The 19,917-nt window shown below is 72.5% G+C and carries 13 protein-coding genes and 1 pseudogene; 6 read left to right on the top strand and 8 right to left on the bottom strand.

Annotated features, from left to right (window positions below):
- Positions 1-71: 71 nt before the first annotated feature.
- Positions 72-1,619, bottom strand: a complete 1,548-nt coding sequence (locus LCN96_RS47140) for a clostripain-related cysteine peptidase (protein WP_225268913.1) — start codon at positions 1,617-1,619, stop codon at positions 72-74.
- Complete coding sequence (locus tag LCN96_RS47135; protein ID WP_225268912.1) at positions 1,619-2,617, bottom strand: hypothetical protein; 999 nt, start codon at positions 2,615-2,617, stop codon at positions 1,619-1,621. The genes LCN96_RS47140 and LCN96_RS47135 overlap by 1 nt, the downstream gene beginning before the upstream one ends.
- 207 nt (positions 2,618-2,824) lie before the next feature.
- On the opposite strand from LCN96_RS47135, the gene LCN96_RS47130 reads away from it, so the two are divergent.
- From LCN96_RS47130 to LCN96_RS47115, 4 genes are all read left to right on the top strand, one after another.
- Positions 2,825-5,608, top strand: coding sequence for a helix-turn-helix transcriptional regulator (locus LCN96_RS47130; RefSeq protein WP_225268911.1), 2,784 nt, complete (start codon positions 2,825-2,827; stop codon positions 5,606-5,608).
- A 138-nt stretch (positions 5,609-5,746) separates the two neighbouring features.
- Positions 5,747-6,751, top strand: a complete 1,005-nt coding sequence (locus LCN96_RS47125) for a hydroxyacid dehydrogenase (RefSeq protein WP_225268910.1) — start codon at positions 5,747-5,749, stop codon at positions 6,749-6,751.
- Between the two features lie 87 nt (positions 6,752-6,838).
- On the top strand, positions 6,839-8,455 hold the full coding sequence (metG, locus tag LCN96_RS47120) for a methionine--tRNA ligase (protein ID WP_225268909.1): 1,617 nt from the start codon (positions 6,839-6,841) through the stop codon (positions 8,453-8,455).
- Between the two features lie 139 nt (positions 8,456-8,594).
- Complete coding sequence (locus LCN96_RS47115; RefSeq protein ID WP_225268908.1) at positions 8,595-10,571, top strand: serine/threonine-protein kinase; 1,977 nt, start codon at positions 8,595-8,597, stop codon at positions 10,569-10,571.
- 33 nt (positions 10,572-10,604) lie between these two features.
- On the opposite strand, the gene LCN96_RS47110 is transcribed toward LCN96_RS47115, so the two are convergent.
- The 3 genes from LCN96_RS47110 to LCN96_RS47100 form a co-directional block, all read right to left on the bottom strand.
- Positions 10,605-14,357 carry a protein kinase domain-containing protein gene (locus LCN96_RS47110; protein ID WP_225268907.1) on the bottom strand — a complete coding sequence of 1,251 codons (3,753 nt, stop codon included), beginning with the start codon at positions 14,355-14,357 and terminating at the stop codon, positions 10,605-10,607.
- A 121-nt stretch (positions 14,358-14,478) separates the two neighbouring features.
- Positions 14,479-15,033 carry a GNAT family N-acetyltransferase gene (locus LCN96_RS47105; RefSeq protein WP_225268906.1) on the bottom strand — a complete coding sequence of 185 codons (555 nt, stop codon included), beginning with the start codon at positions 15,031-15,033 and terminating at the stop codon, positions 14,479-14,481.
- Positions 15,034-15,045: 12 nt separating this feature from the next.
- On the bottom strand, positions 15,046-15,555 hold the full coding sequence (locus LCN96_RS47100; RefSeq protein WP_225268905.1) for a shikimate kinase: 510 nt from the start codon (positions 15,553-15,555) through the stop codon (positions 15,046-15,048).
- Between the two features lie 38 nt (positions 15,556-15,593).
- Between LCN96_RS47100 and LCN96_RS47095 the strand changes: the two genes are divergently transcribed.
- Together LCN96_RS47095 and LCN96_RS47090 are read left to right on the top strand one after the other, a co-directional pair.
- Positions 15,594-15,875, top strand: a complete 282-nt coding sequence (locus tag LCN96_RS47095) for a hypothetical protein (protein WP_080045654.1) — start codon at positions 15,594-15,596, stop codon at positions 15,873-15,875.
- A 13-nt stretch (positions 15,876-15,888) separates the two neighbouring features.
- Positions 15,889-16,269, top strand: a pseudogene (locus tag LCN96_RS47090) (ChaB family protein); the annotation flags it as partial.
- A gap of 415 nt (positions 16,270-16,684) precedes the next feature.
- Here LCN96_RS47090 and LCN96_RS47085 read toward each other — a convergent pair.
- The 3 genes from LCN96_RS47085 to LCN96_RS47075 form a co-directional block, all read right to left on the bottom strand.
- A complete protein-coding gene (locus tag LCN96_RS47085; RefSeq protein ID WP_225268904.1) occupies positions 16,685-18,514 on the bottom strand; it encodes a transketolase in 1,830 nt (609 codons plus the stop codon).
- A gap of 93 nt (positions 18,515-18,607) precedes the next feature.
- The gene (locus LCN96_RS47080; RefSeq protein WP_225268903.1) at positions 18,608-19,621 is read right to left on the bottom strand and encodes an SDR family oxidoreductase; all 1,014 of its coding nucleotides are present in this window, start codon (positions 19,619-19,621) and stop codon (positions 18,608-18,610) included.
- 7 nt (positions 19,622-19,628) lie between these two features.
- A complete protein-coding gene (locus LCN96_RS47075; RefSeq protein WP_225268902.1) occupies positions 19,629-19,892 on the bottom strand; it encodes a hypothetical protein in 264 nt (87 codons plus the stop codon).
- Positions 19,893-19,917 lie beyond the last annotated feature (25 nt).

Genomic DNA, 19,917 nt, shown 5'->3' with positions numbered 1-19,917 from the left:
GGGCCGCAATAGCCCCAGCGACGCCGGCGGATCACCGGCATGTGGCCTGAAACGCTGCCTGAACGGTCCTCCTACCGCCTGATGGTACGCGCGTTGGCGTAATCCCTGAGGAATTCGTCCCACTCGGTGTGCTGGGAGATCTGGAGGTCCCCGTAGTAGCGCGAGATCGTGCGCTCCATCGGGAAGTACGCGCTCAGCCCGCCGCACTCCTCGACCTTCTCGCCCTGGTGACCCTCGTTGATCACGAAGCCGCCCGGCCCGTGGATGGCCAGCAGCTTGTCGGCCACCGAGGCCAGCGTCGGGTCGGTCCGCGAGTCGGCCACCAGCGCCAGGCAGATCGTGCGCAGGTCCATCAGCGACCGGTCGAGGTGGAAGCGGGTCGCCACCGACTGCACGCTGTCCACGACGGACCGGTTGACCTGCACCTGCCGGCGCATGCTCTCGGCCAGCGTCTGGAACTCGCGCATGAACTCCTCGATCCGCGTCGCGTCCACCGCGCACTGGGTGACGGTCTGGTGCGTGCCGCGGTAGGACTTGACGTACTCCTCCACCACGATCCGGCCGAGCTCGCGCGCGTCCATGCGCGGGTCGGCCGCCATGGCGGACAGGATCTCGGTGTACGGCCAGCCCTCGTTGGGTTCGAGCTCCTCCGAGCCCACCACGACGCCGACGTGCTCGCGCAGCTCGTAGCAGACCTCGAGGTTGCTCATCAGGCAGGCGTCCATGCCGAGCAGGTCGACCGGCCGGCCGAGCTCCTGGTGGACGGCCCGCATGACGTTGCACAGCTCGATGGTGTCCAGCGAGTGCAGCGTGCCGTCGTCGCCGGCGATCGCCCTGTCGTGCCCGGTCGGCAGGCGCAGCACCTCGGTCAGCGAGGTGCTGAACAGCGCCTTGGTGATCTCCTGCGACTCCGTGAGCCTGGACAGCTCGGAGAAGGCCGGCTCGCCGTCGGCCATGGACGCGCGCGGCGCCCTGCGGACGTATCCGCTCTCCACGTCGCGCCGCACCGCGCGGCCCCTGACCTGGGTGTAGATCTGGTCGAGGTCGTCGGGGGTCCAGCCGCCGCCGTGGTTCCAGATCACCAGGGCGTGCCGCCTGGCGGGCGCGCGCCTGACGGACCAGCGGACGAAGTCCAGGAGCGTCTGCGGGTGGCCGGAGTCGACGGGCGGGTGCAGCTCCTCGATCAGGTCGGGCGCGCCGCCGGCCCTGATCTCCATGTGCTGGGCCCTGCCGCCGGTGTCCTGCCGCTTGACGAAGCAGGTGACGCGGACGCCGTTGTACGACTGGACGGAGCGCAGCTCCTCCAGGTCGCGGCCCGCCGCGTCGGACAGGTTGTTGTTGCCCGCCATGTAGATCATGACGTTCCACTCGGCCGGCTCGTCCCGGCGGGGCTCGTCCGCCATGGTCGTCCCGGTCCGCCCGAGCGCCCGCCACGTGCCCGGTCCTGCCACGCCGTCGGCGGGCAGCCCCTCGCGCTGCTGGACGCTGAGCACGGCCCCGTAGGTGGCGCCGCCGAAGTACCCGTCGGCCTGTACCCGGTAGCCGCGGGCGCGCAGCAGCTCCTGCAGCCGCCTGACCTCTTCTCCTCTGCTGCCGAGCCGCAGCGTGGGCCCGGCCATCAGTCGGCGGCCCAGTGGAAGTTGAAGCACTTGCCGTCGGGCGACAGCTCGCCGATCGGGATGAGGTACATCGGCGTGTGCTCGCCGAACATCCGCGCCTTCCACAGCACGATCGCGCCGCCGGCCTGCACGGCCCTGGACTCGAAGGAGGCGTAGCGGTCGCCGTCGGCCTCGACGAAGCACAGCTGCCTGTCGGTCTCGTCGGTGACCTGGACGCCCTTCCACCACATGCTGTGCGGCGCGGTGGTGATGCGGATCTCGGTGGTGCCGGGCTGGGCCGGGGTCTCGGTCAGGTGCAGGACGTCGCCGTCGCGCAGCCGGTGCGCGTTGACGAGGTCGTTCCTGTTGATCCGCATGAGCTGGATCGGGCCGCGGCCGGGCATGCGCTCGTAGCGGACGGGGGAGCGCTGGTCGCCGTGCACCATGGCCAGCAGCTCGGGCAGCTGCGAGACGATCGCGGGCAGCGTGGCCTGCACGATGGGGCCGAAGTAGCGCTGGTTCAGCTCGCGGTCGGTGATGCGTACGGGGTGCTCGGCGCGCATGCCGTGCATGCCCCGCAGCAGGCCGGGCAGCACCTGCATCATGATCGGCGTGACCGTGCCGAGCAGCTGCGGCACGAACTGCAGGAAGCGCTCCTCCTCGTTCTGGTCGGTGTCGGCCTTGGGCGGGCCGAAGGAGAGGAGCTGCTCCACGAGCGGCGGGATGATGGCCTGTACGACCGGCATGAGGACGGCGGCGACGTCCATGAACGAGCGGTCGGCGGCGAGCTGGGCGTAGGTCTCCGGGGTGGCGTACTGCTGCTGTTGCTGCTGGTAGTCGACGGGCCGGTGCTCCACGCGCGGCCTCATCGGCAGCATGTGCGCCTGTTGCGGACGTGCGCCGAACTGGTCCGCTGCCTGGTGGGTCAGCTGGAGTCCCTGGAGGATCGTGGGGAACAGCACGTTGAGAATCCGTGCCTCCGCTCCCCGCTGCTCCTCGGCGATGTAGGACGGCATCATGTTCTCCCGGCGTTTTGGGGCATTCGTCCACGTTGGACGGTATGAACGGGTTTTGCCGCGAGCATCAGGGAACGCCCTGGGGATAACCCCGGGGCGTTTCCCTAATGACCGAAAGAGCTGACTCGGGTCAAGGACACTGGACGCCCGCCGGGCCAAGGCACACGATGAACTTTGGCCTAGGGAACATCCGGCGAGGGGGTGAGTCCGATGGCGGTGCACGCCCTCCGCAAGGGACCCGAGCGCTCAAGGGACGAACAGTTCGTCGGCCGGTGTCGGGAGCTGGCGGTGCTCCACGCCCAGCTCGGCCGGGTCTGCGAGGGGCGGTCGAGCCTCGTCGTGCTGGAGGGTCCCGCCGGGATCGGCAAGACGGCGCTGGCGGGAGAGTTCCTGTCCACGATCGAGAACGCGATCGTGCTGGAGTGCAGCGGGGACGAAGGCGAGTCCGAGCTGCCGTACGGCATGCTGGGGCAGCTCGGGGCGCAGGCCCAGCAGGCGCCCGAGGCGCTGGCGGGGCTGGCCAGGCCGGCCACCGGGGTCACGCCCGACCCGCTGGTGGTGGGGGCCGCGCTGCTGGAGCTGCTGGCCCAGCTCCAGCTCGGCGCGCCGGTGGTGATCGCCATCGACGGGGTCGACTGGGCGGACCTGCCCTCGTTGCAGGCGCTGACGTTCGCGCTGCGGCGGCTGCGTACCGACCGGGTGCTGGCCATCGTGATCGTCAGGGAGAGCGACCATCCCCGGCTGCCCGACGGGCTGCGGCGGCTGCTTCGCAGCAGCGCGGCGCTGCGGCTGCCGCTGGGCGGGCTGAGCGCGCGCGAGCTGCAGGCGCTCAGCGCCCGCCTCGGCCCCGTACGGCTGACGCCCCAGGCGGCCGAGCGGCTGCACGAGCACACCAAGGGCGTGTCGCTGCACGCGCGGGCGCTGCTCCAGCAGGTGCGCGCCGAGACGCTGTCCGACGTGGACGCGCCGCTGCCGGCGCCGCGCGCCTACGCCACGCTGGTGCGCGGGCGGCTGGGGGAGTGCGACACCGCCGCGCAGCGGCTGCTCACCGCCGCCGCCGTGCTCGGCACGTCCGCGCCCCTGCACCTCGTGGCCCGCATGGCCGAGCTGGCCGAGCCGCTGCCGGCGCTGGAGCAGCTCACCGGCGCGAAGCTGCTCGTGGAGTGGCGTACGGGCTCCGGGGTGTCGGTGGGCTTCCCGAACCCGCTGGTCAGGGCGGCCGTCTACCACGACCTCGGGCCCGCCACCCGGCGGCGGCTGCACCTGCTGGCCGCCTCCCTCGTCGATGACGTGGTGCACCGGCTGCACCACCGGCTCGCCGCCGCCGACCAGGTGGACGGCGACCTCGTCCGGGAGGTGGCGCTGGTCGGGCGGCGGCAGGCGGCGGCCGGGCACTGGGCCGGGGCGTGCGGATGCCTGACCCGGGCCGTGCAGCTCACCGAGGACGGGCCCGAGCGGGACCGGCTGATCGCCGAGACGGTGGAGGCCCTGCTGGCCGCCGGCCGTCCCGGCGACGCGGAGGCGCTGGCGGCGCAGGTGGCGCCCGGCGGGGACCCCGGGGTGCACGGGTACGCGCAGGGGGCGGTGGCGCTGGTGGCGGGGCGCGTGGAGGAGGCGGTGCGGCACCTCGACGACGCCTGGGCGCACGGGCGCGGTGAGGCGTGCGGGCGCGGGGGCGGTGATGGGTGGCTCGCCTCCGCCGTCGCCGGCCGGCAGGCGATGGCGGCGCTGCTCAAGGGGTGCGGCGCCGACGCGGCCCGGTGGGCGGAACGGGCCACGTGCCCGCCCTGCGACGGGACCGAGTTCGTGCGGTTCGCCCGGCTGGTCGGGCTGGGGCTGGCGGGGGACGTCGAGGCGGGGCTGGCGGAGGGCGCCGAGCTGCCGGTGCCCGCGCAGGCCGGCTCCGGCGAGCTGGACGCGCTGCTCGGCCGCGGCACCCTGCGCCTGTGGGCCGACGACCTGGCAGGAGCCCAAGCCGACCTGCTCGGCCTGCTGGCCGTCGGCGCCGGCCGGTCGGCCCCCTTCCAGCTCCTGGTGGCGGTCGCGCTGGCCCAGGCCGAGTACCGGCTGGGCCGGTGGGACGACGCGGCCGGGCACGCCGAGCTCGGCGCCTCGACCGCCGACGACTTCGGCCAGACCTGGCTGGCCAGCTACGCCCACGCCGTGGCCGCGCTCGTCCCGGCCGCACGCGGCGAGTGGGAGCGGGCCGCCACCCACGTCCGAGCCGCCCGCGCCGCCTGCTCGCCCGGCAACGTCTCCGCCCAGGTCAGCACGGCCGCCGCCGAAGCCCTGGTGGCCACGGCGCGCGGCGACCACGACGCCGTGGTGACCGCGCTCACCCCGCTCACCAGGACGGACCTGCCTGACGAGCCGACCGTGGTGCTCTGGCGCACGCTCCTGGCGGACGCCCTGGTCAACGTCGGCAGGCCGGAGGAGGCGGAGGCGGTGCTCATCCCGTGCGAGCTGCTCGCCCTGGACAGGGAGCGGCGCAGCGTGCTGGCCGCCGCCGCCCGCGCCAGGGCCGGGCTGCACGCCTCCAGGCACGAGCACGGCGAGGCGGAGATCTGCTACCAGGTGGCGCTGGAGCACACGGCCAAGATCGAGATGCCGTTCGAGGAGGCCAGGATCCAGCTCGCCTACGGAACGTTCCTACGCCGCAGGGGCCGCCGCTCCGCCGCCGCCGAGCAGCTCGAAGCGGCCCAGCTCACGTTGTCCAGGCTGGGGGCGCTGCCGTACCTGGAGCAGTGCGACCTGGAGCTGGCAGCGAGCGGGCGGGCGGTGCTGCGCCCGCAGGACACCGCCCGGCTGGGGCTGACGCCGCAGGAGCACACGGTCGCGGTGCTGATCAGCCGGGGGCTGACGAACCGGCAGGCGGCACGCAAGCTGGTGCTGAGCGTCAAGACCGTCGAGTACCACCTGAGCCACATCTACACCAAGCTCGGCATCACCTCCCGCACGGCGCTGATCGGGAAGCTGAGCGATCTCGGGGAGTGAGGTGCCGTTTCCCGGTGGGACCAGCGGGGCGGCTTTCCGCGTGCGCGGGCCGGGTCGTGCATCAGACGGCCCGGGCGGGTCCGTTCCGGGGACGATCGTTATGATCGCGGTGACCTTGTTGACGTCCGGGGGAGCGTGATGACCGTTTCGCGGCCGAAGACCCTGCTCGCGATGGGACCGCAGATCGTCGCCCGGCTCGTCACCGCCCCGGTGCGCGAGCGCCTGGTCGCGGTCGCCGACGTGGACCCCGACCTGGTGGCCGCCGACTTCGCCGACCCGGCCGTGGCCGCGGCGCTGGCCGAGGCGGAGGTGCTCTACACGAGCTGGTTCTGCCCGCCCATCACCGCCGAGGTGCTGGCCGCGGCCCCGCGCCTGCGGGCCGTCGTGCACGCGGCCGGCTCGGTGAAGCACCACATCACCGAGGCGTGCTGGGAACGCGGCCTGCTCGTCTCCTCCGCGGCGGCCGCCAACGCCGAGCCCGTCGCCGAGTACACGCTGGCCGCGATCCTGTTCGCCAACAAGCGGGTCACGGACATCGCCCGGCTCTACCGGGAGCACCGGGGGCTGCGGGTGGACCTCGACGCGACGTTCCCCGGGTTCGGCAACTACCGGCGCACGGTCGGCATCATCGGCGCGTCCAAGATCGGGCGGCGGGTGATCGAGTTGCTGCGGCCGTTCGAGCTGGAGGTGCTGGTCGCGGACCCGTACCTGACGGAGGACCTCGGCGTGCCACGCGTCGAGCTGGATGAGCTGTTCGAGCGCAGCGACGTCGTCAGCGTGCACGCGCCCGCGCTGCCCGAGACCCGCCACCTCGTCAGCGCCGCCCGCCTGGCGAGCATGCGCGACGGCGCCACCCTGATCAACACCGCCCGCGGCGCCCTCGTGGACCAGGACGCGCTCATCGCCGAGCTGGCCTCGGGGCGGCTGTACGCCGTCATCGACGTCACCGAGCCCGACCCGCTGCCCGCGGACTCGCCCCTGTACGACCTGCCGAACGTGCTGCTCACCCCGCACATCGCCGGCTCCTTGGGCGGCGAGCTGGCCCGCATCGCCGACCTGGCCGTGGACGAGCTGGCCAGGTACGCCAGGGGGCTGCCGTTCGCGCACGGCGTGGTGGCGGACGACCTGGCCAAGCTCGCCTGAACGGAATTATTCGCCGGCCCGCGCTGGAAACCGCCGGCTTGCCCATTCAAGTGAAACGACTGTGACGCGGCCAGTAGGATCTCGCCCATGGTGTCCACCGGATCCGGCAATCAGCGTGGAAAGGCGTTCTACGTCTCCACTCCCATTTACTACGTGAACGACGCTCCGCACTTGGGTCATGCCTACACGACCGTCGCGGGCGACGTCCTCACCCGCTGGCACCGGCAGCGCGGCGAGCAGGTGTGGTTCCTCACGGGCACCGATGAGCACGGCCAGAAGGTGCTGCGCACCGCCGAGGCCAAGGGCGTCGCCCCGCAGGACTGGTGCGACAAGCTCGTGGAGGAGGCGTGGAAACCCCTCTGGCGGCACCTGGAGATCGCCCACGACGATTTCATCCGCACCACGGAGAAGCGGCACACCGACCGGGTGCGCGAGTTCGTCCAGGACCTGTACGACAAGGGGGAAATCTACAAGGGCGGATACGAAGGCCCGTACTGCGTCGGCTGCGAGGAGTACAAACTTCCCGGCGAATTGATCGCGGGCACGGGAGAGTACGCCGGTAAGCAGCTTTGCCCGATCCACAAGCGGCCGGTGGAAATCCTCAAGGAGGAGAACTACTTTTTCCGGCTGAGCGAGTACGGCGACAAGCTGCTCGCGCATTATGCGGCCAATCCCGGCTTCATCCAGCCCGAGTCCGCCCGCAACGAGGTGGTCAACTTCGTCCGCCAGGGCCTCCAGGACCTGTCCATCTCCCGCTCCACCTTCGACTGGGGCGTGCCCATCCCGTGGGACGACAAGCACGTCATCTACGTCTGGGTGGACGCGCTGCTGAACTACGCGACGGCGGCCGGCTACAACCAGGACCAGGAGAAGTTCGAGACGCGCTTCCCCGCCGACGTGCACCTGATCGGCAAGGACATCCTCCGTTTCCACGCGGTCATCTGGCCGGCGCTGCTCATGGCCAACGGGCTGCGGCTGCCCGGCCGCGTCGTGGCCAACGGCTGGCTGCTCGTCGGCGGCGAGAAGATGTCGAAGTCGAACCTCACCGGCATCAGCCCCCGCGACATCACCTCCCACTTCGGCGTGGACGCCTTCCGCTGGTACCTGCTGCGCGCGATCGCCTACGGTCAGGACGGCTCCTTCTCCTGGGAGGACCTCGCCGCCCGCTACACCTCCGAGCTGGCCAACGACTACGGCAACCTGGCCTCCCGCGTGGCCGCCATGGTCGGCAGGTACTTCGACGGCGTCCTGCCCGAGTCGAGCGCCGACGGTGACGCCGAGCGGGCGATCCGCGACAGCCTGGCCAGGACCGTCGCGGAAGCCGACAGGAAGATCGGCGACGACGTGGAGTTCCAGACCGGCATCCAGGCGATCTTCGACTTCATCAAGCAGGTCAACGGCTACATCTCCGAGCAGGAGCCGTGGAAGGTGGCCAAGGACGACTCGCCGCAGGGGCGCGCCCGGCTGGCGACGATCCTCTACACCGCCGCCGAGTCCCTGCGGGCGGTCGCGGTGCTGCTGAACCCGATCATGCCCGCCAGCTCGCAGCGGCTCTGGGAGTCGCTCGGTGCGCAGCCCTCTCTGGGGGCCCTCGCGGACCAGCGCCTTCAGGACGCGGGCGAGTGGGGCAGGCTGCCGGCCGGTGCGACGATCACCAAGGGGGCGATTCTGTTCCCGCGCCTGGAGGACAAGCCGGGCGCGTAGGCACGCCGAGCCCGGAGAGGCCCGTTCGGCTGGAGGGCGCGGGGTCGGTCGGAGGCGCGCGGTCGACGGAAGGCGTCGTCGGTGCTGGTGGCGCTGCGCCGGTGGCGGGGCCGGGTGGGGCGGCCCTACGCTGCTCTGCATGCACAAGAGGGTGATCGACGGCCGCTTCGAGCTCGTGGAGCGGCTCGGTGGCGGGGGCATGGGCCTGGTCTGGCGGGCCTGGGACGTGGCCCTGCACCGCGAGGTCGCGCTCAAGGAGGTGCGCCCGCCCGACCCCTCCATGGAGGAGCACGACCCCACCCTCGCCCGCGAGCTGCGCTCCAGGGTGCTGCGCGAGGCCCGCGCCCTCGCCCGGCTGAACCATCCCCACGTGGCCACCATCCACCACATCGTGGACCCGGGCGAGCAGGGCTACCCCTGGATCGTCATGGAGCTGGTCACCGGCGGCTCCCTCCAGGACCACCTCCAGCACGGCCCGCTACCGGTCAGGGAGGCCGCGCGGCTCGGCCGCGAGGTCCTGTCGGGGCTGCGGGCCGCCCACGCCGTCGGCATCCAGCACCGCGACGTCAAGCCCGCCAACGTCCTGCTGCGCGAGGACGGCCGGTCGGTGCTGACCGACTTCGGCATCGCGGCGATGCGCGAGTCCACCAGCCTCACGGCCACCGGGTCGTTCATCGGCTCGCCCGAGTACATGGCGCCCGAGCGGATCAACGGCGTCGAGGGCGATCCGGCCTCCGACTTCTGGTCGCTGGGCATGATGTTGTACGTCGCGGTGGAGGGGCGGCATCCGCTGCGCCGCAGCACGACCCTGGCGACGCTGGCCGCCGTGCTGAACCAGGAGGTGCCGCCTGCTGAGCGGGCCGGGGCGCTCGGTCCCGTGCTGAGCGCCCTGCTCGTACGCGACCCGGCGGGGCGGCCCGATCCCGAAACCCTGGACCGGATGCTGGCCGCGGCCGAAACCGGCACCACCCCACCGCCACCACCCGGCCCGGCACCCCAGCCGTCCGGCCTGCCACCGTCCGGCCTGCCACCGTCCGGCCTGCCACCGTCCGGCCTGCCACCGCAGCCGTTCAGCGCGGCACCATCCGGGCCCGCGATGCCGCAGCCCGGCCAGTACGCCGCCGGCGCGCCGATCCCGCAGCCCATGGCGCCCGCGCCCGGCCAGATGAGCGCGGGGGCCCAGGCGCCTGGGCAACTGGGTGCCGGGCCTGGGCAGTCGGGCGCTGGGCCCGCCGCGCCCGGCCACATGAGCGCCGGGTCAGCCGCACCTGGGCACATGGGTGCCGCGCCAGGGCAGCCGGGCGCTGGGCCTGGCGGATCCGGGCCGTTCGGGCCAGGCTCCGGGCACACCATGCCGCCCGGTTACCCGAAGTCGGCGCAGCAGCCGCCCCCATGGGGCTCGGGGCCGGTCCCGGGCGCCGACACCGCGCACACCCGCCGCAGCCGGCGCAACAGGCGGGGAGCGGCGATGGCGGTGTCCGTGTCGGTGGCGGTGATCGCGGTGGTGGCCGTGCTGGTGTGGCAGTTCGCCCCCATGCTCACCCCCGGCGGCGGCACCGGCGACGGCGACCCCCAGGCCACCCGCCTGACCCTCAGGAACGATCCCACCACCACCGCGGACGTCGCCGAGGACCCTTCGGCGGAGCCCACCGAGGAGCCCACCGAGGAGCCCGCGGAGAAGAACCTGCTGACCCCCGCGGGCATGCGCGGCATGATCGCCAAGCTGAAGCCGGTCATCGGCGGTACCAGGATCGTCAGGATGACGATCCACCCGACCCACGCCTCCGTGGACATCCCCCGCAAGGACGACCCGCAGGTCTACGACAGCTACGACTACCGCGACGGCGACGTGACCGGCCCCAGGCGGGGCAGCACGTTCGACACGCCGCTGGTGGACCTGGCCAAGTTCGACTGGAGTGCCCTGCCGAGCCTGCTCAAGAAGGCGAAGAGCGACCTCGGCGCCAAGCCGCCGATGTCCCACCACATGATCGTGGAGCCCGACTACTCTTTCACCTCGACCCGGCAGGTGCTGCTGGTCTACGCCTCCGACGAGTACAGCCGCGGCGGCTACCTGGTGGCCAGCCCCCAGGGCAAGGTGCTCAAGGTCGTCAGCTGACCGGACGGGAGGCGGCTCGCCGGCGCCGTACCGTCAGCAGCTGTCCTGATAGTCGCTCTCCGGGATCAGGCGGGCCCACTCCGCCCTGGTCAGCGCGCCGCCCGCCCTGGCGCACACCTCGCGCGCCGTCAGCCCGGGATCGACCGCGACCTCCCGTACGGTTCCGTCGAGCGCCACCCCGCGCAGCCGCTTGCCGTCCTGACTGAAGGCCAGCCCCGCGGCCCACGGCCCGACCTGGCCGACCTCGCGCAGCGCGGTGGTGTCCCACAACGAGGTACGGCCGGCGTCCACGGCCAGCAGGTCGCCACCGGGGGAGAAGCGCAGCTCGTCCACCGGGGCCGAGCCGGTCTCGATGGTGCCGACGGAGCGGCGCTCGCGTACGTCCCACAGCAGCACCCTGCCGCCCTCCAGGGCGATCGCCAGCCGGCGGCCGTCGGAGGAGAAGGCCAGCGCGGTCGGGGCGGCCGCGTCGGTGAGGTCGAGCGGGGTGATGCGGCCGGTGGGCAGGTCGAGCAGGTTCGGGCCGGCGGCCAGCGTGGTGCCGTCGGGGCTGAAGGCCAGCGCCAGGTCGCCCGCGCCTTCGTAGGCCTTGATGCGCCGCGCGGTGCGCACGTCCCAGGTCTCCAGCGTCCTGCCGCGCGCGGTGGCCAGGGTGCCGCCGTCGGGGGAGAGCGCCACGGCCGGTACGTCGCCGCCCGCCTCGATGGTGGCCACCTGCCTGCCGCCCGACACCTCCCACACGGTCACCGGGTCGCCCGCCACCGCCAGCAGCCGCCCGCCCGCGTCGAACGCCAGGTCACCGGCCGCCGCGATGCGGCCCAGCTTCCTGCGCTGCTCGGTGTCGGTCAGCTCGATGGCGTTCCCGACCTCCTTGGCCGCGACCCGGCCGTTGCCCGAGAACGCGGCGATGTGGCCGTCGTCGGACGGCGCGGGCAGGCCGGACACGTCGAGGGAGACGACCGAGCCGATGCCGCTGAGGTAGCGGAGCTGGCGGCCGTCCGAGGAGAAGGTCAGGTCGTGGCCGGGGTCCTTGAGCGGGTAGGAGCCGGCCAGGCGGCGTTCGGCGACGTTCCAGACGCGGACCTCGCCGTCGCCGGGGAGGGCCAGGAGGTTGCCGTCGGGGCTGAAGACCAGCGGGCCCGCCGACGCGCCCGGGGGCGTCTCCAGCCCGTCCACGACCTCGACGCCCCACGCCCCGTCCTCGCCGGGCTCCTTGCCACCTCGGCCGTCACCTTGCCCGTCGCCACGGCTGTCTCCACGGCTGTCGCCTTGCCCATCGCCTCGCCGGTCGCCTTGCCCATCGCCTTGGCCGTCGGCCTGCTCGGTGCTGGGCCGGCGCCCGGTGGGGGATGCCGTCTCCGCGTCGCCACCCGGCCGGGCCGCCTGACCGGTCCCGTGCGGCTGCGGCGCGGTGCTCTGTGACGCGCCCGCTGTCGGAACGCGGGAGGCGCTCGCCACCGGTGCTTGCGACGTGACCGCTGCCGGACTGCGAGAGGCGTCCGCTGCCGGAGCCTGCGTGGTGCCCGCGGAAGGCGGGGATCCGCCTGTCACCGGAGCCTGGGAGGCGGCGGAACCCGGCGAAGGCTGGGTCGGCGAGGGAGACGGGACCGGGAGCGCGAGCACCCCCGGGCTCGGCACCGCACCGACATTCGGCCCGGCCTGCGTGACCCGCCCCAGATCGGCAGGCGTGTCGGGCCCAGGCTCCACAGCGGCCCCGAACATCTCGACCGCCCCCGCACGCGACCCCACCTCCTTCGACCCCACCAACGTGACCCCATCCCGCCCCGCCACCGCCAGCGTCCGCCCGTCGGGGCTGAAGGCGAGGGCGGGAGCGGCGGCGTCCGCGCCCGTGAGGGGGTCCACCTCGACGGCCCCGGTGCGGGAGGCGCGGCGCGGGACCAGGTTCCACAGCTCGACCCGCCCGGTCAGCCGCGAGACGGCCGCCCGGGTGCCGTCAGGGGAGACGGCCACCTTCGCGTCGGTCACGTCGAGCAGCACGCGCGTCCCCCGGTAGACCCGCGTCCGGTTCCCCCGGCTGATCGCGTAGACGGTGCCGGCGGGCGCGCGGCCGGTGGTCACGTCGAGAGGGCCGCCGTCGAGCGACTCCGCGTACCGGCCGTCGTCGCTGAGGGCCGCGGTGTCGGCAGGCAGCGCGTACGACGCCACCCGCCGCCTCGACGGCACGTCCCAGACGGTGAGAGACCCGGTGTCCCATCGGACCAGGGTGTCGCCGCGCAGCAGGTAGCGGGCCCGGACCTCGGCGTCCGGGTCGGTGAACACGCCCAGCTCCGGCTGCACCAGCGAGGCCTGCAGCGCCGCCCGCGCCTCGAACACCGGCGCCAGCCGCCACGCGGCCACGCTCAGGCGCATCGCCGTGCGCGGGTCGGAAGTGCGCAGGGTCTCCGCCCTGGCGGCCACCGCGCGGGCGTCGGCCTGGATGAGGCGCTCGCGCAGGTCGTTCTGCCCGTGAACGGACACGACCGTCATCGTGACCGCCACCGCCAGCACGGCCGCCACCGACGCCAGCGAAGGCATGAGCAGCTTCCTGCGCTGCTTGGACAGGGCCACGCTGTCGTGGATGAAGTCGCGTTCGAGCTGGTTCAGCCGTACATGGCGGCGCTTGGTGGCGGCCCAGCCGAGCGCCGTGTCGAGCTCATGGCCGCGCAGCAGGTGACCGCGCCCGCGCCGGTGCTGCGACCACTGTCTGGCGGCCTGCCTGATGTGGCGGTGCACCACCATGCCCTCGCGCTCGTCGGCCACCCAGCCGCGCAGCCGCGGCCAGGCCCGGTAGAGCGCGGCGCTGGCCGGCGCCACCCGGTCGTCGCTGACGGCCACCAGCTTGCCGACGGACGTCTCGACGGCCGGCACGCGGACGCTGCGGCGTACCAGCAGCCCGGCCTCCATGAGCGGCCGCAGCACGTCGCCCTCGTCGTGCGGCGTGTCGCCGTCGAGCAGGCGCAGCAGCAGCCCGGGCACCTCCTGCTGCTGGGCGGGCGTGAGCTCCGCGTACACCTCCTCGGCCAGCTCGCCCAGCGACCGCTGCCGGACGTATGCCTCCGGCGGGCGCACCTCCGCCTCGCTGTCCACCACCAGCTCGGCCGCCGTGGGACGGGCGGCGGGGTCCTTGGCCAGCGCCCGCCCGACCAGCTCGCACAGGGAGTCGGGCAGGCAGCTCAGGTCCGGGTCGACGGTCAGCAGCCGGTGCATGATCCCGCCGAGGCTCTCCCCGCAGAACGGGTCGTCCCCGCTCGCCGCGAACAGCACCACGGCGCCCCACGCGAACACGTCCGCCGGCGCCTCGGCCGCCTGACCGGTGAGCACCTCGGGCGCCTGGTACGTGTACGCGCCCACCGGCCCGGCCACCGGCAGCCCCAGCTCGATCACCTTGGGCCCGTCGCCGGCCAGCAGCACGCTCTCCGGGTTCAGCCCGCGATGGGTCAGCCCGGCCTCGTGCAGCGCGCGCAGCGCCTCCGCCAGCGCCCCGGCCAGCGCGACCAGCTCGTCACCTGTGTACGGCCCGTGCAGCGCGACGGCCTGCCGCAGGTCGGGGCCGTCGACGTACTCGCTGACCACGTACGGCACGCCGTCGTCGGACCCGACGGCGACCACCTCCGCCAGCCGGCGGCACGTCACCCGCTCGTACCGGCGCCCCACCTCGCCTCGCGGCACCGTGACCGCGAACCTGCGCCCCTCGTCGTCGTAGGCGTCGTAGACGACTCCGCGCCCACCCGCGCCCAGCCTGGCGGCCAGCCAACAGCCGCCAAGCCTCTCGGGGTCACCGGGCACCAAGCGCATCGTCACTGGAGCTTAGATGCACGACACCGCCCATTGGTTGTCCGGAGCCACCTGACCGGGAGGGACGTCATAGGTCCCCCGCGCGCCTCGGGGGACCCATGCGTCATGATCATTATGCCAGGCTTCGCGATCCGGCCTCCCACTGCGGACGCAGGATGGCCATCAGCACGGCGTCGTGCCACTCCCCGTCCCACAGCAGGGCGTCGCGCTCGACGCCCTCCTCGACGAAGCCGAGCTTCTTGTAGACGTGCCGCGCCCGCTCGTTGAAGGCGTAGACGCCCAGCCTGATCCGGTGCAGCGGCGTGGTGGTGAAGGCGTGCGCGAGGACCAGCTCGATGGCCTCCGTGCCGTACCCCTTGCCGAACACGCGGGGGCCGATCAGCCCGATGCGCAGGTTGCACGCCAGGTTGGGGGCGTCGAGCTCGTTGAGCACGACCTCGCCCACGTACGCGCCGTCCGCCATGATCGCCAGGTCGAGCCGGTCGGGCTGGTCGCCGCGCGTGGCGTACCACATGCGCAGCTGCTCCTTCTCGAACCCGGCGTGCGAGCCCGTCAGGCGGCGCACGTCCGGGTCAGACACCAGCTCGAGCAGGCCCTCGACGTGCTCGGTACCGACCGGGCACAGCGTCACGCGCTCGCCCTTCAAAGTGGGTTTCTCGGCGAACATCCTCATTGGCTATCAGTCGCGATCAACGGCGGGCAAACTCATTTTGCCCAGCACCTCGTCCCTTACCTGCTCGGGAGAGAGCACGCCGACATCGCACACCAGGTCCGCGACCTCACGGAAGTACCGCTCGCGACGCGCCCGCATCTCACCCGGGTCGTAGTCGGGGCGGTGCTTGCTGGTGCGCATGCGCTCGGCCAGCACCGCGTCGTCGGCGTCCACCCAGACCACGAACGCCTCGCGTAGCGCCGCGCGCACCTCGGCGTTCTCCAGCGTGCTGGCCGCCGCGGCGATCACCTTCGGCTCACCCGCCAGCTCCTCCAGCACGTGCTCGGCCTCGTACCGGTGCAGCGCCTCCTTGCCCTCGCGGGCGGCGATCGGCGCGGAGGTGGCGCCGTGCCTCTCCTGGAGGTACTGGTCGCTGTCGCTTAACGGCAGCCCGAGCGCCTCGGCGATCAATCGGCCGGAGGTCGACTTGCCCGAGCCCATCAGCCCGATCATCACGACTGGTTTGTTTTTCGACATGTGGATAGAGGTTCCTTCGTGTCAAGGAGGTAAATCTGATGACCATCGCCGGAAGCATCATCCTCATCATGCTCGGTGCGATCCTCACCTGGGCCGTCGAGTTCGACCTCGCCGGCCTCGACATCAACGTAGTGGGCGTCATCCTCATGCTCGGTGGCCTGGTCGGGCTCCTGTTCGGCATATACAGGATCACCGTCACCCGCCGTGCGGTCGGCCCGATCGACGAGCCGGTGCACCGGCACGAGATCTACGAGGAGCCGGAGACGCGCAGGACCACGGTCTACGAGGAGCGTCGCCACTACGACGAACCACCGCTGTAGGAGGTGAATCGACATGCCAGCCGTTGAAGAGCTGCCGTCGACCATCAAGCGTTCTCCGAAAAAGGCGCAGAACACGTGGATCAAGGCGCACGACTCGGCCGTCAAGGAGTACGGCGAGGGACGGCGCGCCCACATGACCGCGTTCGCCGCGCTCAAGCACTCCTTCGAGAAGGTCGGCGACCACTGGGAGGCGAAGGACGGCAAGGGCCCTTCCGACAAGGGCGCCACCGACCGCTCCGGCCGGACGGCCGGAGGCGTGGACGCCAACGCGAGCAAGGACCACCTGCAGCAGGTGGCCGCCAAGCTCGGTGTCACGGGCCGGTCCAAGATGACCAAGCAGGAGCTGGTCACCGCCATCCAGAAGGCCAACAAGACGGCCACGGCGAAGTCCCGCCCGAGTGCGAAGTCCAACGGCGCCAAGTCCAACGGCGCCAAGTCGAGCACGACCAAGTCCAGCACGACGAAGTCCGGCACGACGAAGTCCGGCACGACGAAGTCCGGCACGACGAAGTCCGGCTCGACGAAGTCCAGTTCCACGAAGTCCGGGACGACGAAGTCCGGGACGAAGTCGAGCACGAGGGCGGCCACCTCGTCGAGGACCGGCTCCAGGACGACGGCCAAGGTGAACTCCGGGCCGAAGTCGACGACTTCGAAGACGAAGTCGGGGCCGAAGTCGACGTCCAAGACGAAGTCCACGTCCACCAAGAAGTCCACCAAGGCCAAGTCCCGCTGACGCGGGGCGCCGCCACGAGCAGAGGGCCGCCGATCCCCCCGGATCGCCGGCCCTCCTTCATGTCCCGAGCAGGTGCTCACAACAGCCGCTTGACCGCCTCGGCGATCGCGTGGCGGTCGATGCGGGCGTCGGCGAGCTGCTCCTGCGGCGTCGCGGACCCGGGCAGCTCGGTCACCGCCAGCTTCACCACCCGCGGCCCCAGCTCGCTCACCGCGTCCGTCACCGCGTCGCCCAGCCCGCCCTCGACCCGGTGGTCCTCCACCGTGATCAGGTTCCCGGTGGTGGTCGCCGCCTCGGCCAGCGCCGCCGTGTCCACGGGCTTGATGGAGTACAGGTCGATGACCCCGACGGGGATGCCGTCCTGCTGCAGGTCGTCGGCCGCCGCCAGCGCCTCGTGCACGGTGACGCCCGCGGCCACGATCGTGGCCCGGTCGCCGGGCGTGTGCCGCAGCACCCGCGAGCCGCCCACCGTGAACCGCTCGCCCGGCTGGTAGATCACCGGCGTGTCACCCCGCGTGGTCCGCAGGTAGGACACACCCTCCAGGTCCGCCATCTCGGCGATCAGGGCCGCCGTCTGGTTGGCGTCGCACGGGTAGAGCACGGTGCTGCCGTGCACCGTCCGCATCATCGCCAGATCCTCCAGACCCATCTGCGAGGGCCCGTCCTCGCCGATCGCCACCCCGGCGTGCGAGCCGACCAGCCGGATGTCCGCCCGGCTCACGCCGGCCATCCTGATGAAGTCGTGCGCCCTGGTCAGGAACGCCGCGAACGTGGCGGCGAACGGCTTCCACCCGCGCACCTGCATGCCGACGGCCGCCGCGACGAGCTGCTGCTCGGCGATGTACATCTCGAAGAACCGGTCGGGGTGCTCCTTGCCGAACGTCTCCGTCTTCGTCGAGTCCGCCACCTCGCCGTCCAGCGCCACCACGTCGCCGCGCGCCGAGCCGAGCGCCGCCAGCGCCGCCCCGTACGCCGTCCGCGTCGCCACCCGCTCGCCCACCGGGTAGGAAGGCAGCTTCACCCCGTTGCTCCCGAACCGGAACGGCACCGCGCCCGCCTCCGGTTTGTGCACCTCGACCCGCACGCCCCTGGGCCCGCCCAGCTCGTCCACGGCCTTGCCCGGATCCTTCAGCGCCTTGCCGTGGGCGCCCTCGCGGTTCTCGACCTCCAGCACCCCTTCGCCCTTGCGGGTCTTGGCCAGGATCACGGTCGGGCGGCGCCGCGTGTTGCAGGCGTCGCCGAGTGCGTAGTCGATCTGGCCGGGGTCGTGCCCGTCGATCTCGATCGTGTGCCAGCCGAATGCGCCGAACCTGCGCGCGTACGCGCCGGTGTCCCAGCCGTGCCTGGTGGGGCCGCGCTGGCCGAGCCGGTTCACGTCCACGATGGCGGTCAGGTTGGCCAGCCCCTCGCTGCCGGCGTGCTCGGCCGCCTCCCAGATGGAGCCCTCGGCCAGCTCGCTGTCGCCGCACAACACCCACACCCGGTACGGCAACCGCTCCAGCCGCCCGGCCATCGCCACCCCCACCCCGACGGGCAGCCCCTGCCCGAGCGAGCCGGTGGCCACGTCCACCCAGGGCAGCCGGGGCGTGGGATGCCCCTCCAACCGGCTGCCCCTGCGCCGGAACGACAGCAACTCCTCGTCGCTGATCACACCGGCCGCCTTGTAGAGGGAGTAGAGCAGGGGAGAGGCGTGCCCCTTGGAGAAGATCAGATGGTCGTTGGCCGGGTTGTCCGGGTTGTCGAAGTCGTAGCGCAGGTGGCAGGCGAACAGCACGGCCATCAGGTCGGCCGCGGACATGGAGGAGGTCGGGTGTCCGGACCCGGCCTCCGCCGCCGCCCGTACGGAGTCCACCCGCAGTTGCGCCGCCAGCTCGGCCAGGTACTGAAGATCGCGGTCAGGCATCATGAGCTCCCTGGAGATGGTTTGAGCCCGCCTACCCCGCCGTGGCCGCCTGACGCTGTGCCGGCGTGGACCGCGCGCAGGGGACGCGCGGGCGGATCAGGCGCGGCGGGCCCGCCGGAGGGCGGCGACGGCCGCGGCGGCGGCACCGCCCGCGAGGCCGAGCAGGATCGGCCGCCGGCGCTGGGAGAGCCAGACCTGCGGGCTGCGCGCGTGCGAACGATCGTCGAACGATCCATGGGCCCCGTAGTCGGTGCTCTCGTCGGCGGGCTCCCACAGGTTGGCCACCCCGGTGGGCGCCTTCTCGTCGGTGACCTGCGACTGGGTGCCCGTCCTGGCCAGGTACCGGTCCACCAGCGCGGGGGCGATCCGCTGGGCGAGCAGGGTGGCGACGGTGCTGGTGCCGACCCAGTACTCCTTGCGCTCGGGGTGCATGGCCGCGTACACGATGGCCCGCGCCGCCACCTCGGGCTGGTAGATCGGCGGCACGGGCTGCGGATGGCGGCGCAGCTTGGACAGGACCCAGTCGAACTGCGGGGTGTTGACGGCCGGGAGCTGCACGAGCGTGACGCGGACGTTGCTGCGATCCGCCATGAGCTCCGTGCGTACCGACTCGGTGAAGCCCTTGATGGCGTGTTTGGCCCCGCAGTACGCCGACTGCAGGGGGATGCCGCGGTGCGACAGGGCGGAGCCGGTCTGGACGATCGCGCCTGCGTTGCGCGGGCGCATCAGGTCGAGGGCGACCTTGGTGCCCCAGACGTAGCCCAGGTAGGTCACGGCGGTCGTGCGCTCGTACTCGTCGGGGGAGATGTCGGTGAACTTGGCGAAGACGGAGGAGAAGGCGGTGTTGATCCAGACGGAGATCGGTCCCATCTCCTTCTCGATGCGCTCCGCCGCGGCCCGCACCTGCTCGTAGTCGGCCACGTCGGCCTCGTACACCTGCCCGGTGCCGCCCTCCACCCCGACGTCCACGGCCGCCGCGCCCAGGCCGGCCGTGCCGCGGGCGATGAGCGCCACCTTGGCACCCTGGGCGCCGAGCTCGCGCACCACCGCGCGCCCGACCCCGCCGCTCGCGCCCGTCACCACTACCACGCGTCCACGAAGTGGTGCCATGTCGTGATCAGCCCGCCTCTCTGTCCGCGCCACGCCGGTGCTTCTGGCGTCGTACGGCCAGCGCGATGTCCACGGCCACGATGACGGCCAGCACGACGGCGATGCCCGTCATGACCGACGCGCCGGTGAGCAGGCCCAGCACCGCGAACGCGAACAGGAACACCAGGATGAAGGAGCCCACCCTGACATGCATGATGTCGCGCGGGGTGGCGGGCACCATGGCATGGCCTTTTCGGTCCCGTTCCTCGTGCCATTCTTCGTTGTCAGACATGCGGCTCACCTGCCCGTACCGTTTG

This window comes from Nonomuraea gerenzanensis, assembly GCF_020215645.1.
GTDB classification, from domain to species: Bacteria; Actinomycetota; Actinomycetes; order Streptosporangiales; family Streptosporangiaceae; genus Nonomuraea; species Nonomuraea gerenzanensis.
The sequence above is the reverse complement of the archived record's forward strand: the minus strand, read 5'-3'. Positions and strand labels throughout refer to the sequence as shown.